General features: G+C 68.2%; 17 protein-coding genes. 14 read left to right on the top strand and 3 right to left on the bottom strand.

The window, feature by feature from the left end:
• Positions 1-51 precede the first annotated feature (51 nt).
• The 6 genes from lhpH to U5A56_RS04910 all read left to right on the top strand — a co-directional run bounded on the left by lhpH (position 52) and on the right by U5A56_RS04910 (position 6,930).
• Positions 52-1,059, top strand: a complete 1,008-nt coding sequence (gene lhpH / locus U5A56_RS04935; RefSeq protein ID WP_321921111.1) for a trans-3-hydroxy-L-proline dehydratase — start codon at positions 52-54, stop codon at positions 1,057-1,059.
• A 195-nt stretch (positions 1,060-1,254) separates the two neighbouring features.
• Entirely contained in the window at positions 1,255-3,801 is a 2,547-nt protein-coding gene (locus U5A56_RS04930) for a penicillin-binding protein 1A (RefSeq protein WP_321921109.1), read from the top strand.
• A gap of 78 nt (positions 3,802-3,879) precedes the next feature.
• Complete coding sequence (locus tag U5A56_RS04925) at positions 3,880-4,755, top strand: PilZ domain-containing protein (RefSeq protein WP_321921107.1); 876 nt, start codon at positions 3,880-3,882, stop codon at positions 4,753-4,755.
• A 296-nt stretch (positions 4,756-5,051) separates the two neighbouring features.
• Complete coding sequence (locus tag U5A56_RS04920) at positions 5,052-5,381, top strand: DUF4148 domain-containing protein (RefSeq protein WP_321795489.1); 330 nt, start codon at positions 5,052-5,054, stop codon at positions 5,379-5,381.
• Between the two features lie 215 nt (positions 5,382-5,596).
• Positions 5,597-6,307: a hypothetical protein gene (locus tag U5A56_RS04915; protein WP_321921106.1), complete on the top strand. Its 711-nt coding sequence runs from the start codon at positions 5,597-5,599 to the stop codon at positions 6,305-6,307.
• A gap of 218 nt (positions 6,308-6,525) precedes the next feature.
• Entirely contained in the window at positions 6,526-6,930 is a 405-nt protein-coding gene (locus U5A56_RS04910; RefSeq protein ID WP_321921105.1) for a lysozyme inhibitor LprI family protein, read from the top strand.
• A 68-nt stretch (positions 6,931-6,998) separates the two neighbouring features.
• Here U5A56_RS04910 and U5A56_RS04905 read toward each other — a convergent pair whose 3' ends face one another.
• Entirely contained in the window at positions 6,999-7,646 is a 648-nt protein-coding gene (locus U5A56_RS04905; protein ID WP_124484860.1) for a response regulator transcription factor, read from the bottom strand.
• Complete coding sequence (locus U5A56_RS04900) at positions 7,643-9,685, bottom strand: PAS domain S-box protein (protein WP_321921103.1); 2,043 nt, start codon at positions 9,683-9,685, stop codon at positions 7,643-7,645. Before U5A56_RS04900 ends, U5A56_RS04905 begins: the two co-directional genes overlap by 4 nt.
• 63 nt (positions 9,686-9,748) lie before the next feature.
• On the opposite strand from U5A56_RS04900, the gene U5A56_RS04895 reads away from it, so the two are divergent.
• From U5A56_RS04895 to U5A56_RS04870, 6 genes are all read left to right on the top strand, one after another.
• Entirely contained in the window at positions 9,749-9,901 is a 153-nt protein-coding gene (locus tag U5A56_RS04895) for a hypothetical protein (RefSeq protein ID WP_321810853.1), read from the top strand.
• Between the two features lie 174 nt (positions 9,902-10,075).
• The gene (locus U5A56_RS04890; protein ID WP_044843084.1) at positions 10,076-10,546 is read left to right on the top strand and encodes a universal stress protein; all 471 of its coding nucleotides are present in this window, start codon (positions 10,076-10,078) and stop codon (positions 10,544-10,546) included.
• A gap of 350 nt (positions 10,547-10,896) precedes the next feature.
• Positions 10,897-11,403: a cupin domain-containing protein gene (locus U5A56_RS04885; protein WP_124519479.1), complete on the top strand. Its 507-nt coding sequence runs from the start codon at positions 10,897-10,899 to the stop codon at positions 11,401-11,403.
• 188 nt (positions 11,404-11,591) lie between these two features.
• Positions 11,592-12,617, top strand: coding sequence for a DedA family protein/thiosulfate sulfurtransferase GlpE (locus U5A56_RS04880; protein WP_044843086.1), 1,026 nt, complete (start codon positions 11,592-11,594; stop codon positions 12,615-12,617).
• Positions 12,618-13,059: 442 nt separating this feature from the next.
• A complete protein-coding gene (locus tag U5A56_RS04875; RefSeq protein WP_321795500.1) occupies positions 13,060-14,442 on the top strand; it encodes an amino acid permease in 1,383 nt (460 codons plus the stop codon).
• Between the two features lie 258 nt (positions 14,443-14,700).
• Positions 14,701-15,636, top strand: a complete 936-nt coding sequence (locus tag U5A56_RS04870) for a universal stress protein (RefSeq protein WP_321921101.1) — start codon at positions 14,701-14,703, stop codon at positions 15,634-15,636.
• A gap of 530 nt (positions 15,637-16,166) precedes the next feature.
• Here the strand turns inward: U5A56_RS04870 and U5A56_RS04865 are convergent.
• On the bottom strand, positions 16,167-16,577 hold the full coding sequence (locus U5A56_RS04865) for a hypothetical protein (protein WP_044843090.1): 411 nt from the start codon (positions 16,575-16,577) through the stop codon (positions 16,167-16,169).
• A 598-nt stretch (positions 16,578-17,175) separates the two neighbouring features.
• Here U5A56_RS04865 and U5A56_RS04860 point away from each other — a divergent pair.
• Positions 17,176-17,430, top strand: a complete 255-nt coding sequence (locus tag U5A56_RS04860; protein ID WP_124484851.1) for a DUF3562 domain-containing protein — start codon at positions 17,176-17,178, stop codon at positions 17,428-17,430.
• 242 nt (positions 17,431-17,672) lie between these two features.
• Positions 17,673-19,472 (top strand): methyl-accepting chemotaxis protein, encoded by a 1,800-nt coding sequence (locus U5A56_RS04855; protein WP_124484850.1) that lies wholly within the window; start codon positions 17,673-17,675, stop codon positions 19,470-19,472.
• Positions 19,473-19,504: the final 32 nt, after the last annotated feature.

The raw sequence follows: 19,504 nt of genomic DNA, 5'->3' as shown, positions 1-19,504 counted from the left end.
CGGAACGACGGCGCCGGTGCGCCGTCGTTCGTCTTCACGCTTTCGATCTTCATGAAAATTTCCCGATCCCTTTCCACCGTCGAAGTCCATACCGGCGGCGAAGCGTTCCGCATCGTCACGAGCGGGTTGCCGCGCCTGCCCGGCGACACGATCGTCCAGCGCCGCGCATGGCTCAAGGACAACGCGGACGAGATCCGCCGCGCGCTGATGTTCGAGCCGCGCGGCCACGCCGACATGTACGGCGGCTACCTGACCGAGCCGGTGTCGCCGAACGCGGATTTCGGCGTGATCTTCGTGCACAACGAAGGCTACAGCGACCATTGCGGGCACGGCGTGATCGCGTTGTCGACCGCCGCGGTCGAGCTCGGCTGGGTGCAGCGCACGGTGCCCGAGACGCGCGTCGGCATCGACGCGCCATGCGGCTTCATCGAGGCGTTCGTGAAATGGGACGGCGAGCACGCGGGGCCGGTGCGCTTCGTCAACGTGCCGTCGTTCATCTGGCAGCGCGACGTGTCGGTCGACACGCCGTCGTTCGGCACCGTGACCGGCGACATCGCGTATGGCGGCGCGTTCTATTTCTACGTCGACGGCGCGCCGTTCGACCTGCCGGTGCGCGAGGCGGCCGTGGAGAAGCTGATCCGCTTCGGCGCCGAAGTGAAAGCCGCCGCGAACGCAAAATATCCGGTCGTGCATCCGGAGATTCCGGAGATCAACCATATCTACGGCACGATCATCGCGAACGCGCCGCGCCATCCGGGCTCGACGCAGGCAAATTGCTGCGTGTTCGCGGATCGCGAGGTCGACCGCTCGCCGACCGGCTCCGGCACCGGCGGCCGCGTCGCGCAGTTGTACCTGCGCGGCCGGCTCGCGGCCGGCGACACGCTCGTCAACGAGTCGATCGTCGGCACCGTGTTCAAGGGGCGCGTGCTGCGCGAGACGACGGTCGGCGACATCCCGGCCGTGATCCCGGAAGTGGAGGGCAGCGCGCACATCTGCGGATTCGCGAACTGGATCGTCGACGAGCGCGATCCGCTGACGTACGGTTTTCTCGTGCGCTGAGCAGCGGCGCACGGCACCGTTGTACCAGGCTTGGCGCGCGGCCCCGTTGCGGGGCGCGCGCTTTTTTTGTTGTAAAAACGCACGCCCGGACGCCGTTCGCGCAGGCCCGGGACGGCCGCCGGCCGGTGGGCGGCGCGAGTTTTGGTACGATGCAGCCTTTCCAGCAGATCCCCCACCCGCGTGAATCGCCGAAACGTGTCGTCAGTGCGTGACCTCAGTGCCAAATGGGTCGCGCGCGCCCAACCCGTCGCGGCCGCTGCCGCCGTGCTCGTCAAGCGTGTCCTGGCCAGCGCCTGGCACCATCTCCGTCATCCGACGCGCCGCGGCGTGCTGCGCGCGGCTGCCGCCGTGCCCGCGCTGTTCCTGCTGTACGTGCTGGTGCTGATTCCGTTCACGCCGGGCATCGGCGACATCCGCAAGGCGCGCGTCGACCAGCCGGCGCAGGTGCTGTCCGCCGACGGCAAGGTGCTGGCGGAATTCAAGCCGTCGAACCGCGAATGGGTGTCGCTCAAGCAGATCTCGCCGCACATGGTCGACGCGCTGATCGCCACCGAGGACCATCGTTTCTACGAGCATCACGGTCTCGACTGGAAGCGCACGGCGTCGGCCGCGCTCCATACGTTCTCCGGCAGCCGCCAGGGCGGCTCGACGATCACGCAACAGCTCGCGCGCAACCTGTATCCGGACGAGATCGGCCGCGCGCCGACGCTCACGCGCAAGGTGAAGGAGGCGATCACCGCGCTGAAGATCGAGGCCGTCTACAGCAAGGACCAGATCCTCGAGACCTACCTGAACACGGTGCCGTTCCTGTACAACGCGTACGGCGTCGAGATGGCCGCGCGCACCTATTTCGACAAGTCGGCCGACGAGCTCGACGTGCTCGACAGCGCGACGCTCGTCGGGATGCTGAAGGGCAACAGCTACTACAACCCGGTGCTGAATCCCGAGCGCGCGCTGCAGCGGCGCAACACGGTGCTCGGCCAGATGGTGAAGTACGGCAAGCTGTCGCCGGCGCAGTTCGCGCAGTTGCAGCGCCGGCCGCTGCGCATCGACTTCGAGCGCCAGAAGGAGCCGCCGGGGCCCGCGCCGCACTTCGCGCAGCAACTGCGTAAATGGCTGATCGGCTGGGCCGACCGCAACGACTACAACATCTATTCGGACGGGCTGATCGTGCGCACCACGATCGATTCGCGTCTGCAGCAGATGGCGACCCAGGCGCTGACGCTGCAGGCGAACCAGCTGCAGGGCATCGCGAACAATGCGTGGAGCGGCCGCGACGGCTGCGGCACCGACAACGAGGTGTTTCGCACCTTCATGCGCGAGTCGCCCGAATACAAGGCCGCGCAGGACGCCGGCAAGAACGATGCGGCCGCGATGAAGCAGCTCGCCGCCGACCGCGGCTTCATGCGCGCGCTGTGCAAGGCGAAGACCGACGTGCAGGCCGGCTTCGTCGCGATCGATCCGCGCGACGGGCAGATTCGCGCGTGGGTCGGCAGCCGCGACTTCACGAACGAGCCGTTCGATCACGTCGCGCAGGCGCGGCGTCAGCCGGGCTCGACCTTCAAGCCGTTCGTCTATGGCGTCGCGTTCGCGAACGGGATGAAGCCGGACGACACCTTCATCGACCAGGCGGTCGAGATTCCGCTGAAGGGCGGCGAGATCTGGCGGCCGAGCGACGACGCGCCGCCGACGGGCAAGCCGATGACGCTGCGCGACGCGGTCGCGCTGTCGCGCAACCGGATCACCGCGCAGGTGATGGAGAAGGTCGGTCCGGCGGCCGTGGCGCGGTTCGCGCGCGACATGGGCGTGCGCGAAAGCCCGCTCGAGCGCGTGCCGTCGCTTGCGCTCGGCACGAGCCCCGTGACGCTGAAGGAGATGGTCGCGTCGTACGCGACGATCGCGAACGGCGGGCTGTACGTCGAGCCGCAAATGGTGACGCGCATCGAGAACCGCCGGGGCGAGGTGCTCGCCGAATACGCGCCGGCGCCGCCCGAGCGCGCGCTCGACGCCGAAACCGACAAGACGCTGCTCGACGTGATGCGCGGCGTCGTGACGCGCGGCACCGGCAGCAGCATCCGTACGCGCTTCGGCATTCGCGGCGACGTGGCCGGCAAGACCGGCACCACGCAGGACAACGCGGACGGCTGGTTCATCCTGATGCAGCCCGGGCTGGTGGCCGGCGCGTGGGTCGGTTTCGACGATGGCCGCGTGACGCTGCGCAGCGACTACTGGGGGCAAGGCGCGCACAGCGCGCTGCCGATCGTCGGCGACTTCTTCCAGCGCGCGCAACGCGCCCGGATCGTCGACACGAAGCTGAAATTCGACACCGAACCGTCGCCCGGCTGGTTCGCGTCGGTGCGCGAACGGGTGACGGATCTGGTCGACGGCTGGTTCGGGCCCGAGCCGAAGCAGGCGGCGGCGCCCGTCAGGACGCAGCGTATCGAGCGCGAGCCGGAGGCGGACGCAGCCGCGGCGTCGGCCGCATCCGGCGCGTCGGCGCCCGAGGCGGCATCCGGCGGCATCGTCGAGGAATGGGTGCCCGCGTCCGAGGTGGCGGCATCGGCCGCTGCGTTGTCGGCGTCGCAACCGCCGGTCGCGCAGCCGCCAGCGACGGGCGGCAATGCGACGAGCCCGGGCAACGCCGGGGGCGGCCTCGGCTCCGCCCCGGCCGTCGCGCCTTCCGCTACGCCGGCGCCGGCGCCGACACCGGCTTCACCCGACGCGACCAGCGGTTCGGAGTAACGAGCCGTTCAGATTTCGCGCGAGGCTGCCGTAATAACGTTGTCACGACAGCTCGCGCGGTCGCTCCGCGCCTTTCCGATGCGGCTCATCACCGATCACGTCGCGCTCGCGCGCGATGACATCTCCGCCGGCGTCCCGCTCGGCTTCGATCTCTACGATGCCGGCGGCGCCGCGCTGCTGCCCGCCGGCACGACGCTGCGCGATCCCGCGCAGCATGACTTCCTGTTCGATCACTTCCGGCCCGTGCGCCGGCGCGATGACGCCGAGCCTGCCGCGCCGGCGCACGACGCCGTGCCGGCGGCCATGCGCATGGGGCTGTCGGCCGGCGCCGCGATCGGCATCCGGCGGCGGGTCGGCGCGACCCGCGTGCTGCAGCGCTGCCGGTTGATCGGGGTCGGCGCATCGGGCGCGCTGTTCGTCGAGCCGCAGCCGGCGGTCGTGCTCGAGTTTGCCCGCGGCGACGACGTCGAGGCGGTCGCGATCGGCCGGTCGGCCGTGTCGCGCTTCGGTGCGACCGTCGAAGCGGTGCAGGCAGCGGGCGCCGCGCCGTTCATGGTGCTGTCGCCGCCGGGCTTTGTCGACCGGTTGCGCACGCGCGCGGAGCCGCGCGTGCCGGTACGGATCGCGGCCCGCTGCACCGGCGGGCCGGCGCAGGCCGACGGCATCGGGATCGTGCGCGATCTCAGCCTGAACGGACTGTCGATCGCGCTCGACCGGCCGCTCGCGGCGGCCGGCGAGCCGTTGCGCGTGCAGTTGCCGTATGCGGACGAGGACCGTGTCGCGCTGCTGACGCTCGACGGGACGGTGCGTGCGGTGCATGCCGATCCGGCCGGGTCGGGCTGGACGCTTCACCACGCGGCGTTCGACGAAGTCGCTGCCGCCGACCGGATGCGCGTCAAGGCGCTGCTGTTCGACCTGTCGTCGGGGGCGGTGGAGGCGGATCAGGTCCGCTGATGTGTCGAACGGAGAAGCGGGGCAAACGTGGCAACCGCTGGGCGGTCGTCCACGGCCCGATGAATCGATCCGCACTGCGCGAGCCGGGCGAGAGCGCGCCGCAGCCTATTGGCTGCGGATGCGGCCATAATCATCTGATGATTCGATCGAATGCGCGGCAATTGTACGGTTTCGGTCAACAGTGAATTTGCGATTTAAGTATTTACCCTGATAGCCGTGCCGCCTAGACTTTCACTCATGCGCAACGACTGCCCAGTCCGAAGCGCCTGACAAGACAAATCTGGAGGTAACGCATCATGAAATCGCTGATCAAGGCAGTTGCACTGGCCGCTCTGGTGGCCGCACCGGTCGTCTCGTTCGCTCAATCGAACCAGCAGCCGCTGACGCGCGCGCAAGTGCGTGCCGAACTGGCCCAGCTGGAAAAGGCCGGCTACAACCCGAACGACTGGATCAACTATCCGGAAAACATCCAGGCCGCACAGGCGAAGATCGCGGCAGCCCAGAACACCGGTGCGCAGGCTGATGCAACGGGCTACGGCGCGAACCCGGTGGCGACGTCGCAGTCGGGCCAGCGCGTGACCGTGCCGGCCGCAGCCGATCGTTCGTCGGTGTACTTCGGTCACTGAGCTTGTCGCGCCGCGGCGGCCTTTGCTACCGCCAGCGAAGCCGCAATAAAAAACCCGCACTCGGCTCGAGGGCGGGTTTTTTCATTGGGGCACGACGGCGTTCCCCTTTCGATCATCAAGAGGACGCGGGAGTCGGTCCCGTGCCAAACCCTGTCGAATGCGATGCCTGACAGGGATCTTTTCACGTTGCATCGGTAGAGTAAGATTCCTGCGGAATGGACGAGACGGCTTCAATCAACGGGAAAGCGATGCGCTTGTATTCGGTCAGCGGAACGGTATCAAATTTGCGCTACTCGATCGAGAAGTATTCGCCATCGAAGTTGCGCAAGTTCGAGGAAAGGGCAACGGAGCTCGCTCCTGTGTTGCTTGCGTCCATTGGCGAAGGCGGTATGGCACTAGCCAGTGCAACGGTGCACGATTCCGACCGAAATCGCCCCGAACCGGCCGAAGGCTACTGGATCGAGATGGAGGTCGGCGGGCGAGCGCTCAAAGGCTGGTTCGACACTCTCTCGTTCGAGAATGGCGGGCATGTGGACGCTGTTTTCGATAAAAGCGGATCGCTGATGGCGGTCAATAATCCGCAGGCGAGACTGGTCGTATTCAGGCCGCCTTGCCCTGAAGGCCTGAAACCCGTTTTCAACAAGTCCATGCTTTACGTTTGCCTCGGGGTGACTTTGTTTTTATTTTTTGGACAAGCCGTACTTTATGCATTCGCACTGCCCGCTTGGGGCGAGTTTTTCGAGTTGATGCCGTTCGTGCTGATAATGTCGGCGCTGGTTGTCGCTCTGCTGGTGTTGCTGGCCTACCGGGACGAATTGATTAGCGGGCGTCGCACCAGAAAGATCCTCAAACTGCTCGGCCTGCCGGGTAGTGTGAGCGCGTTGAAGGCGGAACGCATCGGAACCGGCTACGCGTACCGTTACTGACCGCTTTTGTCCGCATCGCCGAACGGCGCTTGAACCATTGATTTCGGTGCGTGCACCGTCGTTCCGTCAAACGAATCCCACGCTTCAGTCCGACACCCGCTGACAACCATTCGCGCGTGCGCTAGCATCGCGATCGGTGTTGCCGTGGCGCAGCGGCCGATGCGCGACCAACCCGGCATCACGTTCCACGACTTCAACGAAAACAAACAGGAGCATCCATGCGTGTCTTGACCGGTCTGCTGTGCGCGCTGGCGCTGACGGCGAACGTCGCCCATGCACAGGCAAATTGCGCGGACGCGACGGATCAGGCGGCGATGACGGCATGTGCCGATCGCGCGTACAAGAAATCCGACGCGGAGCTGAACCGCACCTACCAGGCCGTCACCGCGCGCCTGCGCGATGCGAAGCCGCTCGCAGAGAAACTCGTGAACGCGCAGCGCGCGTGGATCGCCTACCGCGATGCCGAATGCAACTTCTCCAGCGCGAATGCCGAAGGCGGCAGCGCCTATCCGATGGTCGTGTCGACCTGCCTCGACGATCTGACCAGGACCCGCACCGACACGCTGAAGGGCTATCTGTCCTGCGAGGAAGGCGATCTCGCGTGCCCGGTGCCGGCGAAGTAACGGCTGCGCGACGTCCGGCCAACTCGCAGCCCGCGTCGCGCGGCCGGCAGGTTCGCCGGCCCGTTCGCCTAGACGTCGTCCGTTTCGTCGAGCAGCTTGTGCCGCAGCGCGTAGCGGACCAGCGCCGCTTCGTGCGGCATCTGCATCTTTTCCAGGATCCGGGTCTTGTAGGTGCTGACCGTCTTCGCGCTGACGCACAGCGCCTGCGCGATCTCGGTCAGCGTCTGCCCGGCGGCGATGCGGCGGAACACGTCGAACTCGCGATCGGACAGCCGCTGGTGCGGCAGCGTCTCGGCCGGCTCGTTCAGGCTCTGCGCGAACTGTTCGGCCATCGCGAGGCTCACGTAGACGCCGCCCGACGCCACCTTGGTCACCGCGCCGACCAGTTCGGCGCTCGCGCTTTCCTTGGTCAGATAACCCGACGCTCCGGCGCGGAACGCACGCACCGCGTATTGCTGTTCCGCGTGCATGGTCAGCACGAGCACGCGCAGCGCGGGCTTCTCGTCCTTGATCTGCTTGATCAGTTCGACGCCGTTGCGGCCCGGCATCGACAGGTCGAGCACCAGCACCTGCGCAGGCGTCGACCGGATGAGCGCGATCGTCGACGCTCCGTCGCATGCTTCGCCGGCTACTTCGAATCCGGTGGCGTTCTGGAGGATGTGCCGCAGACCGTCGCGCACGAGCGTATGGTCGTCGGCGATGAGCACCTTGATCATGTGAGGGTGGTTTCCTGTTGTACGGAACCGAGCGGGAATGCGACGGTGATCGAGAAGCCGCGCGCGAGCGCGGTGTCGATCGTCACGCTGCCGCCCAGCATGTGTGCGCGTTCGCGAATGCCAATCAGGCCGAAAGATTTGTCCTCATGGGCGGTGCCGACCGGTGCCGCGCCGCGGCCATTGTCCGCGACGCGCAGCACGCAAAAGCCTTCCTCGATGTCGAGGCGCAGCGCGACGCGCGTCGCGTCCGCATGGCGCGCGACGTTCGTCAGCGCTTCCTGGACGATCCGGAACAGCGTGGTCGCCCCCGCGCTGGTGAACGTGAGGCCGCCCGTTTCGATGTGGCGCTCGACGTCGATGCCGTAGCGGTTCGTGAAGTCGTTCGCGAGCCACTCGATCGCCGGCACGAGGCCGAGATCGTCGAGCATCACCGGGCGCAGGTCGGCCGCGATGCGCCGCACCGACGCGACGGTCGCGTCGATCAGCCGGCGCATGCCCTGCAGGTGCGACAGCACGCCGACTTCGGGTTGCGCATGGCCCGGCATGCGCAGTTGCTGCTCGATGACCGACAGGTCCATCTTCAGCGCGGTGAGTTGCTGGCCGAGGTCGTCGTGCAGTTCGCGCGCGATGCGGGTTTTTTCCTCTTCGCGCACGTTCTGCAGGTTCGCCGAGAGTTCGCGCAGCTCCTGGCGCGACTGCTTCAGCGCATTCTCGGCGCGCTGCCGCTCGGTGATGTCGCGCAGCATCACCGTATAGAGCTTGCCCGACGCATCGCGGATCTGCGAGATCGACGCCTCGAGCGGGAACTCCTCGCCGTTGCCGCGCAGCCCGAACAGCACGCGCTGGCGGCCCATCTGCCGCTCCGACACGCCCGTCACGCCGAACTGGTCGACGTGCTTCGCATGCGCGGCACGAAACCGCTCGGGGATGAAGCGCGACAGCGGCGCGCCGATCGCTTCCATCGCCGACACGCCGAAGACCTGTTCGGCCATCGGGTTGAAGATCACCACCGTCTGCTTCTCGTCGATCGTGATGATCGCTTCCATCGACGAACGGATGATGCCCATCATCCGCGCCTCGTTCAGGATGCCGCGGCTGCTGGCGCCCGTATCGGCGTGGCCGGCGCGGCCGCGCAGCAGCGCATGGACGAGCGCCGCGAACGCGAACGACGCGATCAGCCCCGCGGCGAGCACCGTGCCGGCCGCGCGCTGCGCGCCGGTCGCGCTCGGGCGGCCGTCCGCGGAATAGGCGAGCTTCAGCACGGTTCCGCCGAAATTCAGCTGGTCGGTGCGCCGCATCAGGTCGGGCGACGCGGAGGCTTCGTCGGTCGTCGTCTCGGCGCTCGCGATCGGGTGCGGATCGTCGCCCGCGCTCATCCGCAGGTCGAGCCCGCGTTCCGCGTCCAGCGCGCGCTCGACCAGGCGATTCGGGCTCACTTCCGCGAACAGCACGCCGTCGGCGCCGGCGTCATGGGCGACGGCCGTGCGCGACGAAGCCGTCGCGGGGACGAACAGCGTGAGGGTGCGCGCATCGCGGGACGTATCGTTGTCGGCCGGATGGATGCCGAGTGCGATATCGCCGGTCCGTAGCGCGTGCGCCAGCGGAGCCTGGTCCGGCGCGCCGAAGCGCACGCCGGCCGAGCTCGATGCCGGCGCAACGAGCGTGGCCACCGCGAGCGGGCCGGCCGGCATCGGCGCGTGGCCGGCGAGGGCGCTGCGCGTCGCGGTCGACAGCGGCGCATAGCCGAGCTGCCGGATCGGCGAACGCCCGCTGTCGAGATCGAGCGTATCGGCATACCGGCGCCATTGCTCGGCGGTGATCTGCGGCGCAAGCGCGAATGCGCCGCGCGCGCTTTCGAGCACGGCGACGCTGCCTTGCAGCTCGTGGCGCAGCATCGCCGTCACGTGCGTCGTGCGGCGTTCGAAGCGCGTATGGACGGCGCCTTGCCACTGCTCGCGCACGAGCAGCGCGACGCCGAGCGACAGCGCCGCGCCGGCGAACAGCGTAACGACGCCAGCCGCGAGCGGCTGGCGTAACATGATCTGGAAACGCGCGGGCCCTCGGGCGTCACGCGACGGGGTTCCACTGGCGGTGGTCATTCGATGGCCATTCTGGTGTCGGGGCCGCCCGTGGCACGCGGGCAGCGCGGCAAAACCGGGAAAAACCGGGAAAAACTCGCACCGGCCGCGTGCGACGTCTATTTTCAAGATGAAATTGTGCGCGTTTTACGCGTTTTTTGTAATAGGGTCAGCTAAAAATGAGATAGCCGGGCGGTGTAGCGGGCGTCCCGGCCGCATTTGACGCGCGTCAACGGGCGCGTCGGCACGTGGGGCAGACTGTTCGGCAGGCGAGCCGGCATCGGGCCGGCTTGCGGTGACGGGGACGCCGTTTGCGCGATGCGCGACGGGTGCTCGGTCGGAGGGTGGACCATGTACAAGCGGATTTTCGTCGGGCTCGATGGCAGCCCGAGTGCGCGTCTCGCGCTGAACGAGGCAATCCGGATCGCGGCGGCATCCGGCGGCGAGGTCACGTGCGCGTATGTCGTCGAGCACCGGCCGCAGCTCGTCGACGTCGATGCGGGTTTTGCGGCCGAACGCGATGGCGACGCGGCGGCAACCGCTGCGGCGACGCCCGTGCTCGACGACGCGAAAGCGGCGCTCGCGCAGCGGCAAGTGGCGGGCACCGTGCGCGCGATCGACGCGTACGGCGAGGATATCGCCGCGGTGCTGATGCGCACGGCGGCCGAGGTCGGCGCGGATCTGATCGTGATGGGGACGAGCGGGCGCCACGGCCTGCGCCGGCTGCTGCTCGGCAGCGTCGCGGAATCGCTGCTGCGCGCGGCCGACCGGCCCGTGCTGCTGGTGCGGCACGACGAGCCGGCCGCGGCGGCGACCGCGTGACGGGGCGGTACGGCACCGACGCGTGAGCGGCGGCGGGCAGGGGCTGCCGCGCGGACGCCGGCGTGATGGCGGGCTCGAGGGTTCGTCCGTTGCATCGATCGCCATGCCGCGCATACGCTGCGCCGCAACGGCGGTGTCACGTCGCGCCGGTTGCATCGTGGCCCGCACTTCTGGCAGCATCGACCGGCGTTCGCTTCATCGTCGCGCGCCGCGTTCCGCGCGCAACCCGGTCGCCGCGTGCATGGCCGCGGCGATCGACGCAGCGGCACGCGACGTCGGCCGATCGCATCATCGATCGGACGGGCCGCGCGTTGCGTGTCCGGTTCACTCCTTCACCGACGTCATCCGCCATGCCGATCTCCGCCGCCGACCTGATTCAACAGTTCGATCTGCAACCGCACCCCGAGGGCGGCTATTTCCGCGAAACCTACCGCGCGGCCGATACGGTCGTGCGTCCGGCCGACGGCGCGTCGCGTGCGGCGTCGACCGCGATCTACTACCTGTTGTGCGACGGCGCGTATTCGTCGTGGCACCGGATCCGTTCCGACGAGGTCTGGCATTTCTACGCGGGCGATCCGCTCGAAGTATGGGTGCTCGACGAGCGCGACGGCCTGACGATCCACCGGCTCGGCAACCCGCTCACGCACCCGGGTACCGTATTCCAGGCGGTCGTGCCGGCCGGGCGCTGGTTCGGCGCGCGCTGCGCGTCGCCGGAGCACGTCGCGCTCGTCGGCTGCACGGTTGCGCCGGGGTTCGAGTTTGCGGAATTCGAGCTCGCGGACGCGACGGCGCTGGCCGCCGCATTCCCCGAGTATGCGGAATACGTCGCGGGGCTCGCGCAGCGCTCCGACGCATGAGTGTGCCGGCGGCCATGCCGGCCGCACCGAGCCGCCTTCGACGGCAGCCGTTCCGCGCGGCCGCGGCCAAACCCGTTTAGAATGCACGGTGGTGCAGGATCGGCCGCGGACGTGCCGCGGCGATCGCTGCTTGCCGTATCGACGGCCGCCCCCGTCGCACGGTCCGCATGTCTTCCAGGAGCGCCGCCGTGTGGCACTTTCCCATCGCGATTCCCTCGTCGCTCGGCCCGTGGGCCGTGTTCGCGAGCGTACTGATCACGCAGCTCGGCGTGCCGGTGCCGGCCGTGCCGATGCTGATCCTCGGCGGTACGATGGCGGCGATGGGGCAGGCGTCCTGGGCGAGCATGTTCGTGGCGGCGATCGGCGCGGCGATGCTCGCCGATTCGCTGTGGTTCTTCATGGGCCGCACGCGCGGCCGGCGCTTGCTGAACGGGCTCGTGCGATTCTCGCTGTCGCTCGACACGACGCTGCGCTTCGCGCGTAACGTATTCGAAAGATACGGCGCGCCGCTGCTCGTCCTCTCCAAATTCCTGCCGGGCCTCGGCCTCGTGTCGGCGCCGCTGCTCGGCACGACCGCGATCGGCGTCGGCGTGTTCCTGTTCTGGGATCTGGCCGGCGCGTCGCTGTGGGCCGCGTTCTGGCTCGTCGGCGGCGCGGCCGTGCACGACCAGATCGTCCAGTTCGTGCTGTGGGTGCGCGCGAGCGGCGGCACGATCCTCGACGCGTTCCTCGCGATCTTCATCACGTTCCTGCTGTACCGCTGGGTGCGCCGCTTGCAGTTCCGCCGCTACCTCGCGCAGGTGCGCATCTCCCCGCCGCAACTCGTCGAGATGATGACGTCGAACGAGCCGCCACTGATCTTCGATGCGCGGCCGCGCGCGATTCGCGAACGCGAGCCGTACCGGATTGCCGGTGCGGTGCCGGTCGATCTCGATTCGCCGGACCTGCTGGATCCGGAGCTGCTGAAGCGGCCGATCGTCGTGTATTGCGTGTGCCCGAACGAGGCGACCGCGAAGCGCCTGATCGCGAAGATGCAGCGCAAGAAGATGCTGCACAACATCAAGGCGCTGAAGGGCGGCCTCGACGCGTGGGAGAAGCACGGCTATCCGGTCGAGCCGCTGCCGGCCGATCTCGATTCATCGAGGTATTTCGTGCGGCCGGAACATGCGGCGCTCGCAGGCGAATATACGGTGCGCGCGACGTTGTCGAAGTAAATCGCGCGCGGAATGCCGCGCACGTGCCGATTTCGCCTCCGATTTCACGCTTCCCGTTTCCGGGAAAATCGGCTGGCGCGAAACCTCCGATTATTCTTATAATCCCGCCTGCATATTGCGTGCGCTTGATTGCGCACATTCGACGCGCGTTCGTTCGCGCCGAAAGCGATTGATCCCGTTGCCGCCCGCCACGCGCACAGCCGTGTCGCGCGGGCCGCACGGGCGTATTCCGTGAAAGGCCCGATCCGTTTTTCCGGATTGTTCCGGAAAATACCGATAATCAACGGTAATTCCAATCGGAGTGACGCAGTATCCGCAGCGTTTTTCATCCGGAAAACGGCGGCAGGGATTTTTCGTTTTCGGTTTGCCGGTATCGGCATGAACGGTCGCGCATTGACATCGACAATGACGGCGGCCCGTTCGCGGCTGCCAGGAGACGGACTTGAAACAACCAGAAGACCAGCTGCACCGCGGGCTGGAAGAGCGGCACATCAACCTGATGGCGCTCGGCGCGACGATCGGCGTCGGCCTGTTCCTCGGCTCGGCCGCCGCGATCCGCACGGCCGGCCCGGCCATCCTGCTGACCTACCTGCTGGGCGGCATCGCGATTTTCCTGATCATGCGCGCACTCGGTGAAATGGCGATCACCAATCCGGTCGCCGGCGCCTTCAGCCGCTATGCGCGCGACTACCTCGGCCCGCTCGCGGGCTACCTGACCGGCTGGACCTACTGGTTCGTGTGGATCGTCACCTGCATGGCGGAAATCACCGCGGTGGGCGTCTACATGCACATGTGGTTCCCCGGCGTGCCGAATTGGGTCTGGGCGCTCGCGGCGCTCACGGCGATGGGCGCGGTGAACTTCATCGCGGTCAAGCTGTACGGCGAATTCGAGTTCTGGTTCGCGCTGATCAAGATCGTCACGATCGTGCTGATGATCGTCGGCGGCGGCCTCATGATCGCGTTCGGCATCGGTAACGGCGGCGTCGCGACGGGCATCTCGAACCTGTGGGCCCACGGCGGCTTCATGCCGAACGGCATCGGCGGCGTGATCGGCGCGCTGCCGATCGTGATGTTCGCGTATCTCGGCGTCGAGATGCTCGGCCTCACGGCCGGCGAGGCGCGCAATCCGGAGAAGTCGCTGACGAAGGCGGTGAACTCGGTGTTCTGGCGCGTGCTGATCTTCTACATCGGCGCGCTGTTCGTGATCATGTCGCTCTATCCGTGGGACCAGATCGGCACGCAGGGCAGCCCGTTCGTGATGACGTTCTCGCGGCTCGGGATCCCGGCCGCCGCCGGCATCATCAACTTCGTCGTGTTGACCGCGGCGCTGTCGTCGTGCAACAGCGGCCTGTTCAGCACCGCGCGGATGCTCTACAACCTCGCGCAGCAGGGCCAGGCGCCGGCCATGCTCGGCCGCGTGAATCGCAACGGCGTGCCGGTGTACGGCGTGATCGTGTCGGTCGCGCTGCTGCTGATCGGCGTGCTGCTCAACTATCTCGCGCCGCAGCACGTATTCACGTGGCTGACGTCGGTGTCGACGTTCGGCGCGATCTGGACGTGGTGCGTGATCCTGATCGCGCAGATGCGCTTTCGCCGCACGCTGTCGGCCGACAGGATCGCGCGCCTGCCGATCCGCGTGCCGTTCTATCCGCTCGGCTCGTTCGTCGCACTCGGGTTTCTCGCGCTGGTCGTCGTGCTGATGGCGTTCTCGCCGGATACGCGCGTCGCACTCGTGATCGGCCCGGTCTGGATCGTGCTGCTCGGCATCGCATACGCGGTGTTCCATGCGAACCGGGCGAGCGCGCCCGCGTCGACGAAGTCGTAAGCCAAGCGGCCGAAAGTCGCCGCGCCGCGCGCCGCACAGGCGTGCGCGGCGCATCGCGGCCCGCACGGGTATTGATCGCGATCATGCACGTGCGGGCCGGACGACATATGCTGTCTGAATCGCTTGTCCGCGCTTCGCGTGGCCGTCCGCCGATCCGCGCGACCGCGTCGGCCGTCCGTCCGCCGTTCGTCGTTCGCCGCAGCCCGCGCGAAGCTCCGGTCGTCGTTCCGACGACGCGTCCGCAAGGAGGCTTTCGCCATGCAGTCCACCCCGACCATCCCGCCGCTCGCGCGGATCTCGCTGGCCGTCGATCTGACGCCGGAGTCGCTGTCCGCCGCGCGCTACACGCGCACGCTGCTGCGTCCCGGCATGCAGGTGCGCATCGTCTGCGCGATCGACAATCCGCGTCTCGTTCTGTCGGACATCCCGCGCGTCGATGCGCTGCTGACCTCCGCGCGCGAGGAGATGACGCGTGAAGCGCAGGCGACGCTCGAACGCATCGCGGAACTGTTCGCCGGCAGCGGCGTGGGGATCGAGCAGATGATCATCGATACGTCGCTCACGGGCGGCACGGTGGCCGATGCGCTCGCGAACGACACGTCGGCATGGCACGCCGACGTGCTCGTGGTCGGCGCCAATCCGCACCATGGGTTGCTGCGGCTCGTCGAGGGGGCGGTGTCCGACACGCTGGCCGCGCGCGCGCGCTGCGCGCTGCTGATCGTGCCCGCCGACTATGCGCGGCCGTCGGACGGGCCGCTGCAGCGCCTGATGTTCGCGGTCGATGGCAGCGAGCCGTCGCTGCACGCGGTGCGCGTCGGGCTCGGCTTCGCGGTGCCGACGACGCTGCTGTACGCGGTCTATGTCGTCGATCGCGCGGTTCGTCTGACGGATCTCGTGCCGGTGCGCGCGCTCGAGGATGCGTATCGCGCGGAGGGCGAGGATGCGCTGGCGCGGATCGGCCCGCTGTTCCATGCAACGGGGAACCCGACCAAGCGCGGCATCGTCGAGACCCGTCCGACCAGCGACGACGTCGCCCATGCGCTGATGCGCGACGCGGTGCACTGGCATGCGGAACTGCTGGTGGTCGGCACGCACGGCCGGCGCGGCATCGCGGCCTGGCTGATCGGCAGCGTGGCGCGCCGGGTCGCGCATCTCGCGCAGGTGCCGGTGCTGCTCGTGCGCGAGGCCGCGTGAGGATTGCGCTGCGACGAATGCGAAGCGGACTTTCATTGACCTGCATCAGAAACGTCGCGCGTTTTGCATGAGATAGTCGCACGACGTGCGTGTGCATGCGGCGGATGGTCCGTCGTCCGTACCCGACGTCGCGATTCGACACGTCGGTCCGGAACCGCGCGAACCGGCCTGTCCGACGCCGTTGCGATTCAGCCGATTTCCGGAGCCGTGCCGCGCAGCGCATCGCGCATCGGCCGATCACGAACTCTCTGGCACGAGGGTAGGCAGCCGGCGGCTGCCTTGGATAACGGACGGGGTGCATTGCACCCCGTCCGCTTTCCTGGCCCCGTGCTGACTCTTTTCCTCGCAGGTATTGTCTTCGTCGATGTCGCCGTGTGGAACGGCGCGTGATGCCACGCGATCGCGCGATCGCGGATTCGGTCTGGATCGCGGCATGCGCTGCGCGCCCGGCGCGGTGCCGCAGCCTTCACGCGGCCGCGTGCGGCGTCGGCTGCGTGAAGGCCCCGCGTTCAGGCCCAGCGTTCAGGCCTTTACGCGGCGCGAGGCGCTCGCAGGTCGCGCTGGCGGTGCGCGTCGCGGCATACGCATGCACCGCGACGCACGCCATGCAGTCGGCCTCGTCCGCCAGGCGTGCGATTGCGCAGCCGCGGCCAGCCGGGGCGCGTCTTGCGGCGCTGCCTCACGACGACCGTTGCGCCGGCACCGGCCCGCGCGCGGAGCGCCGCGGCGAACCGCTGCAGCGCGAGCACCGATCCCGCGACGCTCTGGTACTTTTCGCGGCCGATCTGCCCGTCGAGCGTGACGAGCAAGCCCGATTCGCGCGCGAGTGCGAGCAACGCGTCGAGATCTTCCGGCGGGCGGATTGCGGCCGGCACGGCGGTCGCGGCCAGCATGCGCGTGCGCCGCTGTCCGTCCCGCGCCGGGAAGTTGCGATGAATCATGATGGGTCTCCCTGCGCCCGACCCCGCGTGCCGGCTCGAGGGCCGGCTGAGCGATGACCGGGTATGAACGCGTCGTTCATGACATCAGTATCCGCCGAGGAGACCGCGCTGCCAATCGGTGCGTGCTGAAGTCGCTGTCAGACGTTGCGTGCGAGGTATCGGAATCCGCTGACACGCCGGACCGGCGAGCCGCCGCTGCGGCGCGAGGCGGGCAGGCGGGCAGGCGCGATGTGCGGCGCCCCGATCCGGTGCATTCGAACAGACGAATCGCGGCCGTCGCGCGTCGCTTGACGCAGGACTTTCGCGGGTCTAAGGTCCCACACTGCATCGGCATCGCGCGACGGTTCATCGTCCGAGCGATCGCACGGTGCCGCGCCTCGGGGTGGCGTGACAATCCTTCCAGTCGTTCGCGGGCCTTGGGCGCCGCGAATCCTGCGCGCGGGCCGGTTCGGCGACGGATCGGCGCGGCGGCACGCAAGGTGCCGTTGATCGCGCGCAACCACGCTTCGGCGCATCGTACGCCGGGCGGCCGTTTAGCCTTTAATCTTCCGGTAGCGTCATTTTTTCCTTTCGTTCCTCGACCGTCAGGAGCCCGTCGATGTCACAGGACAATTTGCTTGATGCCTTGAAGGCCGTCGCCGCAGAGCGCGCGATCGGCGCCGATCAGTTGCGCACGATGCTCGACGATGAAGTGCGAGCGTTGTCGTCCGATGCCCGCGTGCACGATTACATCCACGTGTTCGCGATCCGCCACCTGCGCGAACGGATGCGCAGGCAGGACGAACTCGAGCGCGACACGCCGGCCAGTACGCCGCGCGACGAGCCGGATACGCGTACCGGCCGCCGTCTGTAACGGACGATCGGCGCGACCGGCGCCGCGGTGCCTCATGACAGCGGAAGGCCCCTGAGCGCCGCGCGCCTCCGGCACCGGCACCGCTGCACGCCTGCATGCCGACAACGCGCCTGCCTGCCGGTCGCGCCTTTCTTCATATATTTGACCGAATCGACACAACGGCCTCAAGTAAGCGGCGCGGATGCCGTATACCCGGTGAATTCGTCCACCGGGCGTTCGCGCTCCCTTACCGAGTCGTTGCCATGTTCTCGTCCATCCGCACCCGCATCCTCGCCGCGTGCGTCGCCATCGTCGTGTTCGCGCTCGTCGCCACCACGCTGATCAATTACTTCATCGCACGCGCGTACAACAACGACGCGATAGACCGCAACCTGACCTCCGTCGCGAGCGGCCACGTGGTCGGCATCGGCGACTGGGTCGCGACGAAAAGCCGGATGATCGCGTCGTTGCAGGACGCCGCGCTGTCGCCCGATCCGCTGCCGGTGTTCAAGCAGATGGCCGCGGCGGGCGGCTTCACGAACGTCTACGCGGGCTATGCCGACAAGGTGTTCCATTTCTCCGACCCGACCGGCATCCCGCCCGACTACGACCCGACCGGCCGTCCGTGGTACAAGCAGGCCGCCCAGGCCGGCAAGCCGGTCGTCACGCCGCCGTACGTCGATGCGGGCACCGGCAACCTGGTCGTCACGTTCGCGGTGCCGATCCTGCGCGACGGTGCGCTGAAGGGCGTCGTCGCTGCCGACGTCGCGATGGACAGCGTGATCGCGAACGTGAAGTCGATCCACCCGACGCCCGCGAGCTTCGGGATGTTGATCGACAGCAGCGGCCACGTCGTCGCGCATCCTGACGCGAAGCTCACGCTGAAGCCGGTCGCCGACGTGTCGCCCGACCTCGGCGGCATCGGCGCCGCGACGCTGGCGGCGTCGAGCGCGCCGGTCGAAGTGCACGTCGGCGGCGACGCGAAGCTGGTGCGCGCGCAAGCCGTGCCGGGCACCGACTGGTACGCGCTGGTCCTGCTCGACAAATCGGAAGCGACGGCCGGGATGCGCTCGCTGCTGACCGCGTCGCTGATCACGCTGGTGGTGATCGTCGGCGTCGCGTCGCTGATCGTCGGCGCGATCACGACGACCGCGTTCCGCCGCCTGTCGCAGGTGCGTCAGGCGATGGCGTCGATCGGCTCGGGCACGGGCGACCTGACGCAGCGCCTGCCGGCCGACGGCCGCGACGAGGTGGCCGATATCGCGCGCTCGTTCAACAGCTTCGTCGACAAGCTGAACGACGTGATGCGGCAGATCCGCGACGCGAGCGAATCGGTGCGCACGGCCGCGAACGAAATCGCCGCGGGCAACCAGGACCTGTCGTCGCGCACCGAATCGGCGGCGGCGAGCCTCGAGGAAACGGCCGCGTCGATGGAAGAAATCACCGCGACGGTCGGCCAGTCGGCGGCCGCTGCAGGCCAGGCCGACGAACGCGCGGCCGCGGCGTCGCGGATCGCGTCGCACGGCGGCGTGGTCGTATCGGACGTCGTGTCGACGATGGAGAAGATCGAGGAAGCGTCGGGCCGGATCGGCGACATCATCGGCGTGATCGACGGGATCGCGTTCCAGACCAACATCCTCGCGCTGAACGCGGCCGTCGAAGCGGCGCGTGCCGGCGAGCAGGGCCGTGGGTTCGCGGTCGTCGCGCAGGAAGTGCGCAGTCTCGCGCAACGCAGCGCGCAGGCCGCGCGCGAGGTGAAGGTGCTGGTCGAATCGACGGTGGCGAGCGTGTCGGCCGGGTCGGGGCAGGTGCGCCAGGCCGGCGAGACGATGCGCGAGATCGTGTCGAACGTCGCCAACGTGACGACGATCATCTCCGAGATCACGCACGCGGCGAACGAGCAGACGCGCGGCATCCAGGAAGTGAACCGCGCGGTCACCCAGCTCGACGAAATGGTGCAGCAGAACGCGGCGCTCGTCGAACAGTCGACCGCGGCCGCGACCGCGCTGCAGACGCAGGCGAACGCGCTTGCGACGACGGTCGGGCAGTTCAAGGTCGCATGACCTGCGCCGGTTGACGCAGGGCCCGCGGCGGC

Origin of the sequence: Burkholderia sp. BCC1998, from assembly GCF_905339875.1 — a bacterium.
GTDB lineage: Bacteria > Pseudomonadota > Gammaproteobacteria > Burkholderiales > Burkholderiaceae > Burkholderia.
Note: the sequence above shows the minus strand (reverse complement) of the source record. Positions and strands in the feature narration are given on the sequence as shown.

What these genes read in the sequence shown, in the direction of transcription:
- lhpH (WP_321921111.1), top strand. Translation starts at nt 52, where the DNA reads ATGAAAATTTCCCGATCCCTTTCCACCGTCGAAGTCCATACCGGCGGC.
- U5A56_RS04925 (WP_321921107.1), top strand. Translation starts at nt 3,880, where the DNA reads ATGCGGCTCATCACCGATCACGTCGCGCTCGCGCGCGATGACATCTCC.
- U5A56_RS04920 (WP_321795489.1), top strand. Translation starts at nt 5,052, where the DNA reads ATGAAATCGCTGATCAAGGCAGTTGCACTGGCCGCTCTGGTGGCCGCA.
- U5A56_RS04915 (WP_321921106.1), top strand. Translation starts at nt 5,597, where the DNA reads ATGGACGAGACGGCTTCAATCAACGGGAAAGCGATGCGCTTGTATTCG.
- U5A56_RS04910 (WP_321921105.1), top strand. Translation starts at nt 6,526, where the DNA reads ATGCGTGTCTTGACCGGTCTGCTGTGCGCGCTGGCGCTGACGGCGAAC.
- U5A56_RS04905 (WP_124484860.1), bottom strand. Translation starts at nt 7,646, where the DNA reads ATGATCAAGGTGCTCATCGCCGACGACCATACGCTCGTGCGCGACGGT.
- U5A56_RS04900 (WP_321921103.1), bottom strand. Translation starts at nt 9,685, where the DNA reads ATGTTACGCCAGCCGCTCGCGGCTGGCGTCGTTACGCTGTTCGCCGGC.
- U5A56_RS04895 (WP_321810853.1), top strand. Translation starts at nt 9,749, where the DNA reads ATGGCCATTCTGGTGTCGGGGCCGCCCGTGGCACGCGGGCAGCGCGGC.
- U5A56_RS04890 (WP_044843084.1), top strand. Translation starts at nt 10,076, where the DNA reads ATGTACAAGCGGATTTTCGTCGGGCTCGATGGCAGCCCGAGTGCGCGT.
- U5A56_RS04885 (WP_124519479.1), top strand. Translation starts at nt 10,897, where the DNA reads ATGCCGATCTCCGCCGCCGACCTGATTCAACAGTTCGATCTGCAACCG.
- U5A56_RS04870 (WP_321921101.1), top strand. Translation starts at nt 14,701, where the DNA reads ATGCAGTCCACCCCGACCATCCCGCCGCTCGCGCGGATCTCGCTGGCC.
- U5A56_RS04865 (WP_044843090.1), bottom strand. Translation starts at nt 16,577, where the DNA reads ATGATTCATCGCAACTTCCCGGCGCGGGACGGACAGCGGCGCACGCGC.
- U5A56_RS04860 (WP_124484851.1), top strand. Translation starts at nt 17,176, where the DNA reads ATGTCACAGGACAATTTGCTTGATGCCTTGAAGGCCGTCGCCGCAGAG.
- U5A56_RS04855 (WP_124484850.1), top strand. Translation starts at nt 17,673, where the DNA reads ATGTTCTCGTCCATCCGCACCCGCATCCTCGCCGCGTGCGTCGCCATC.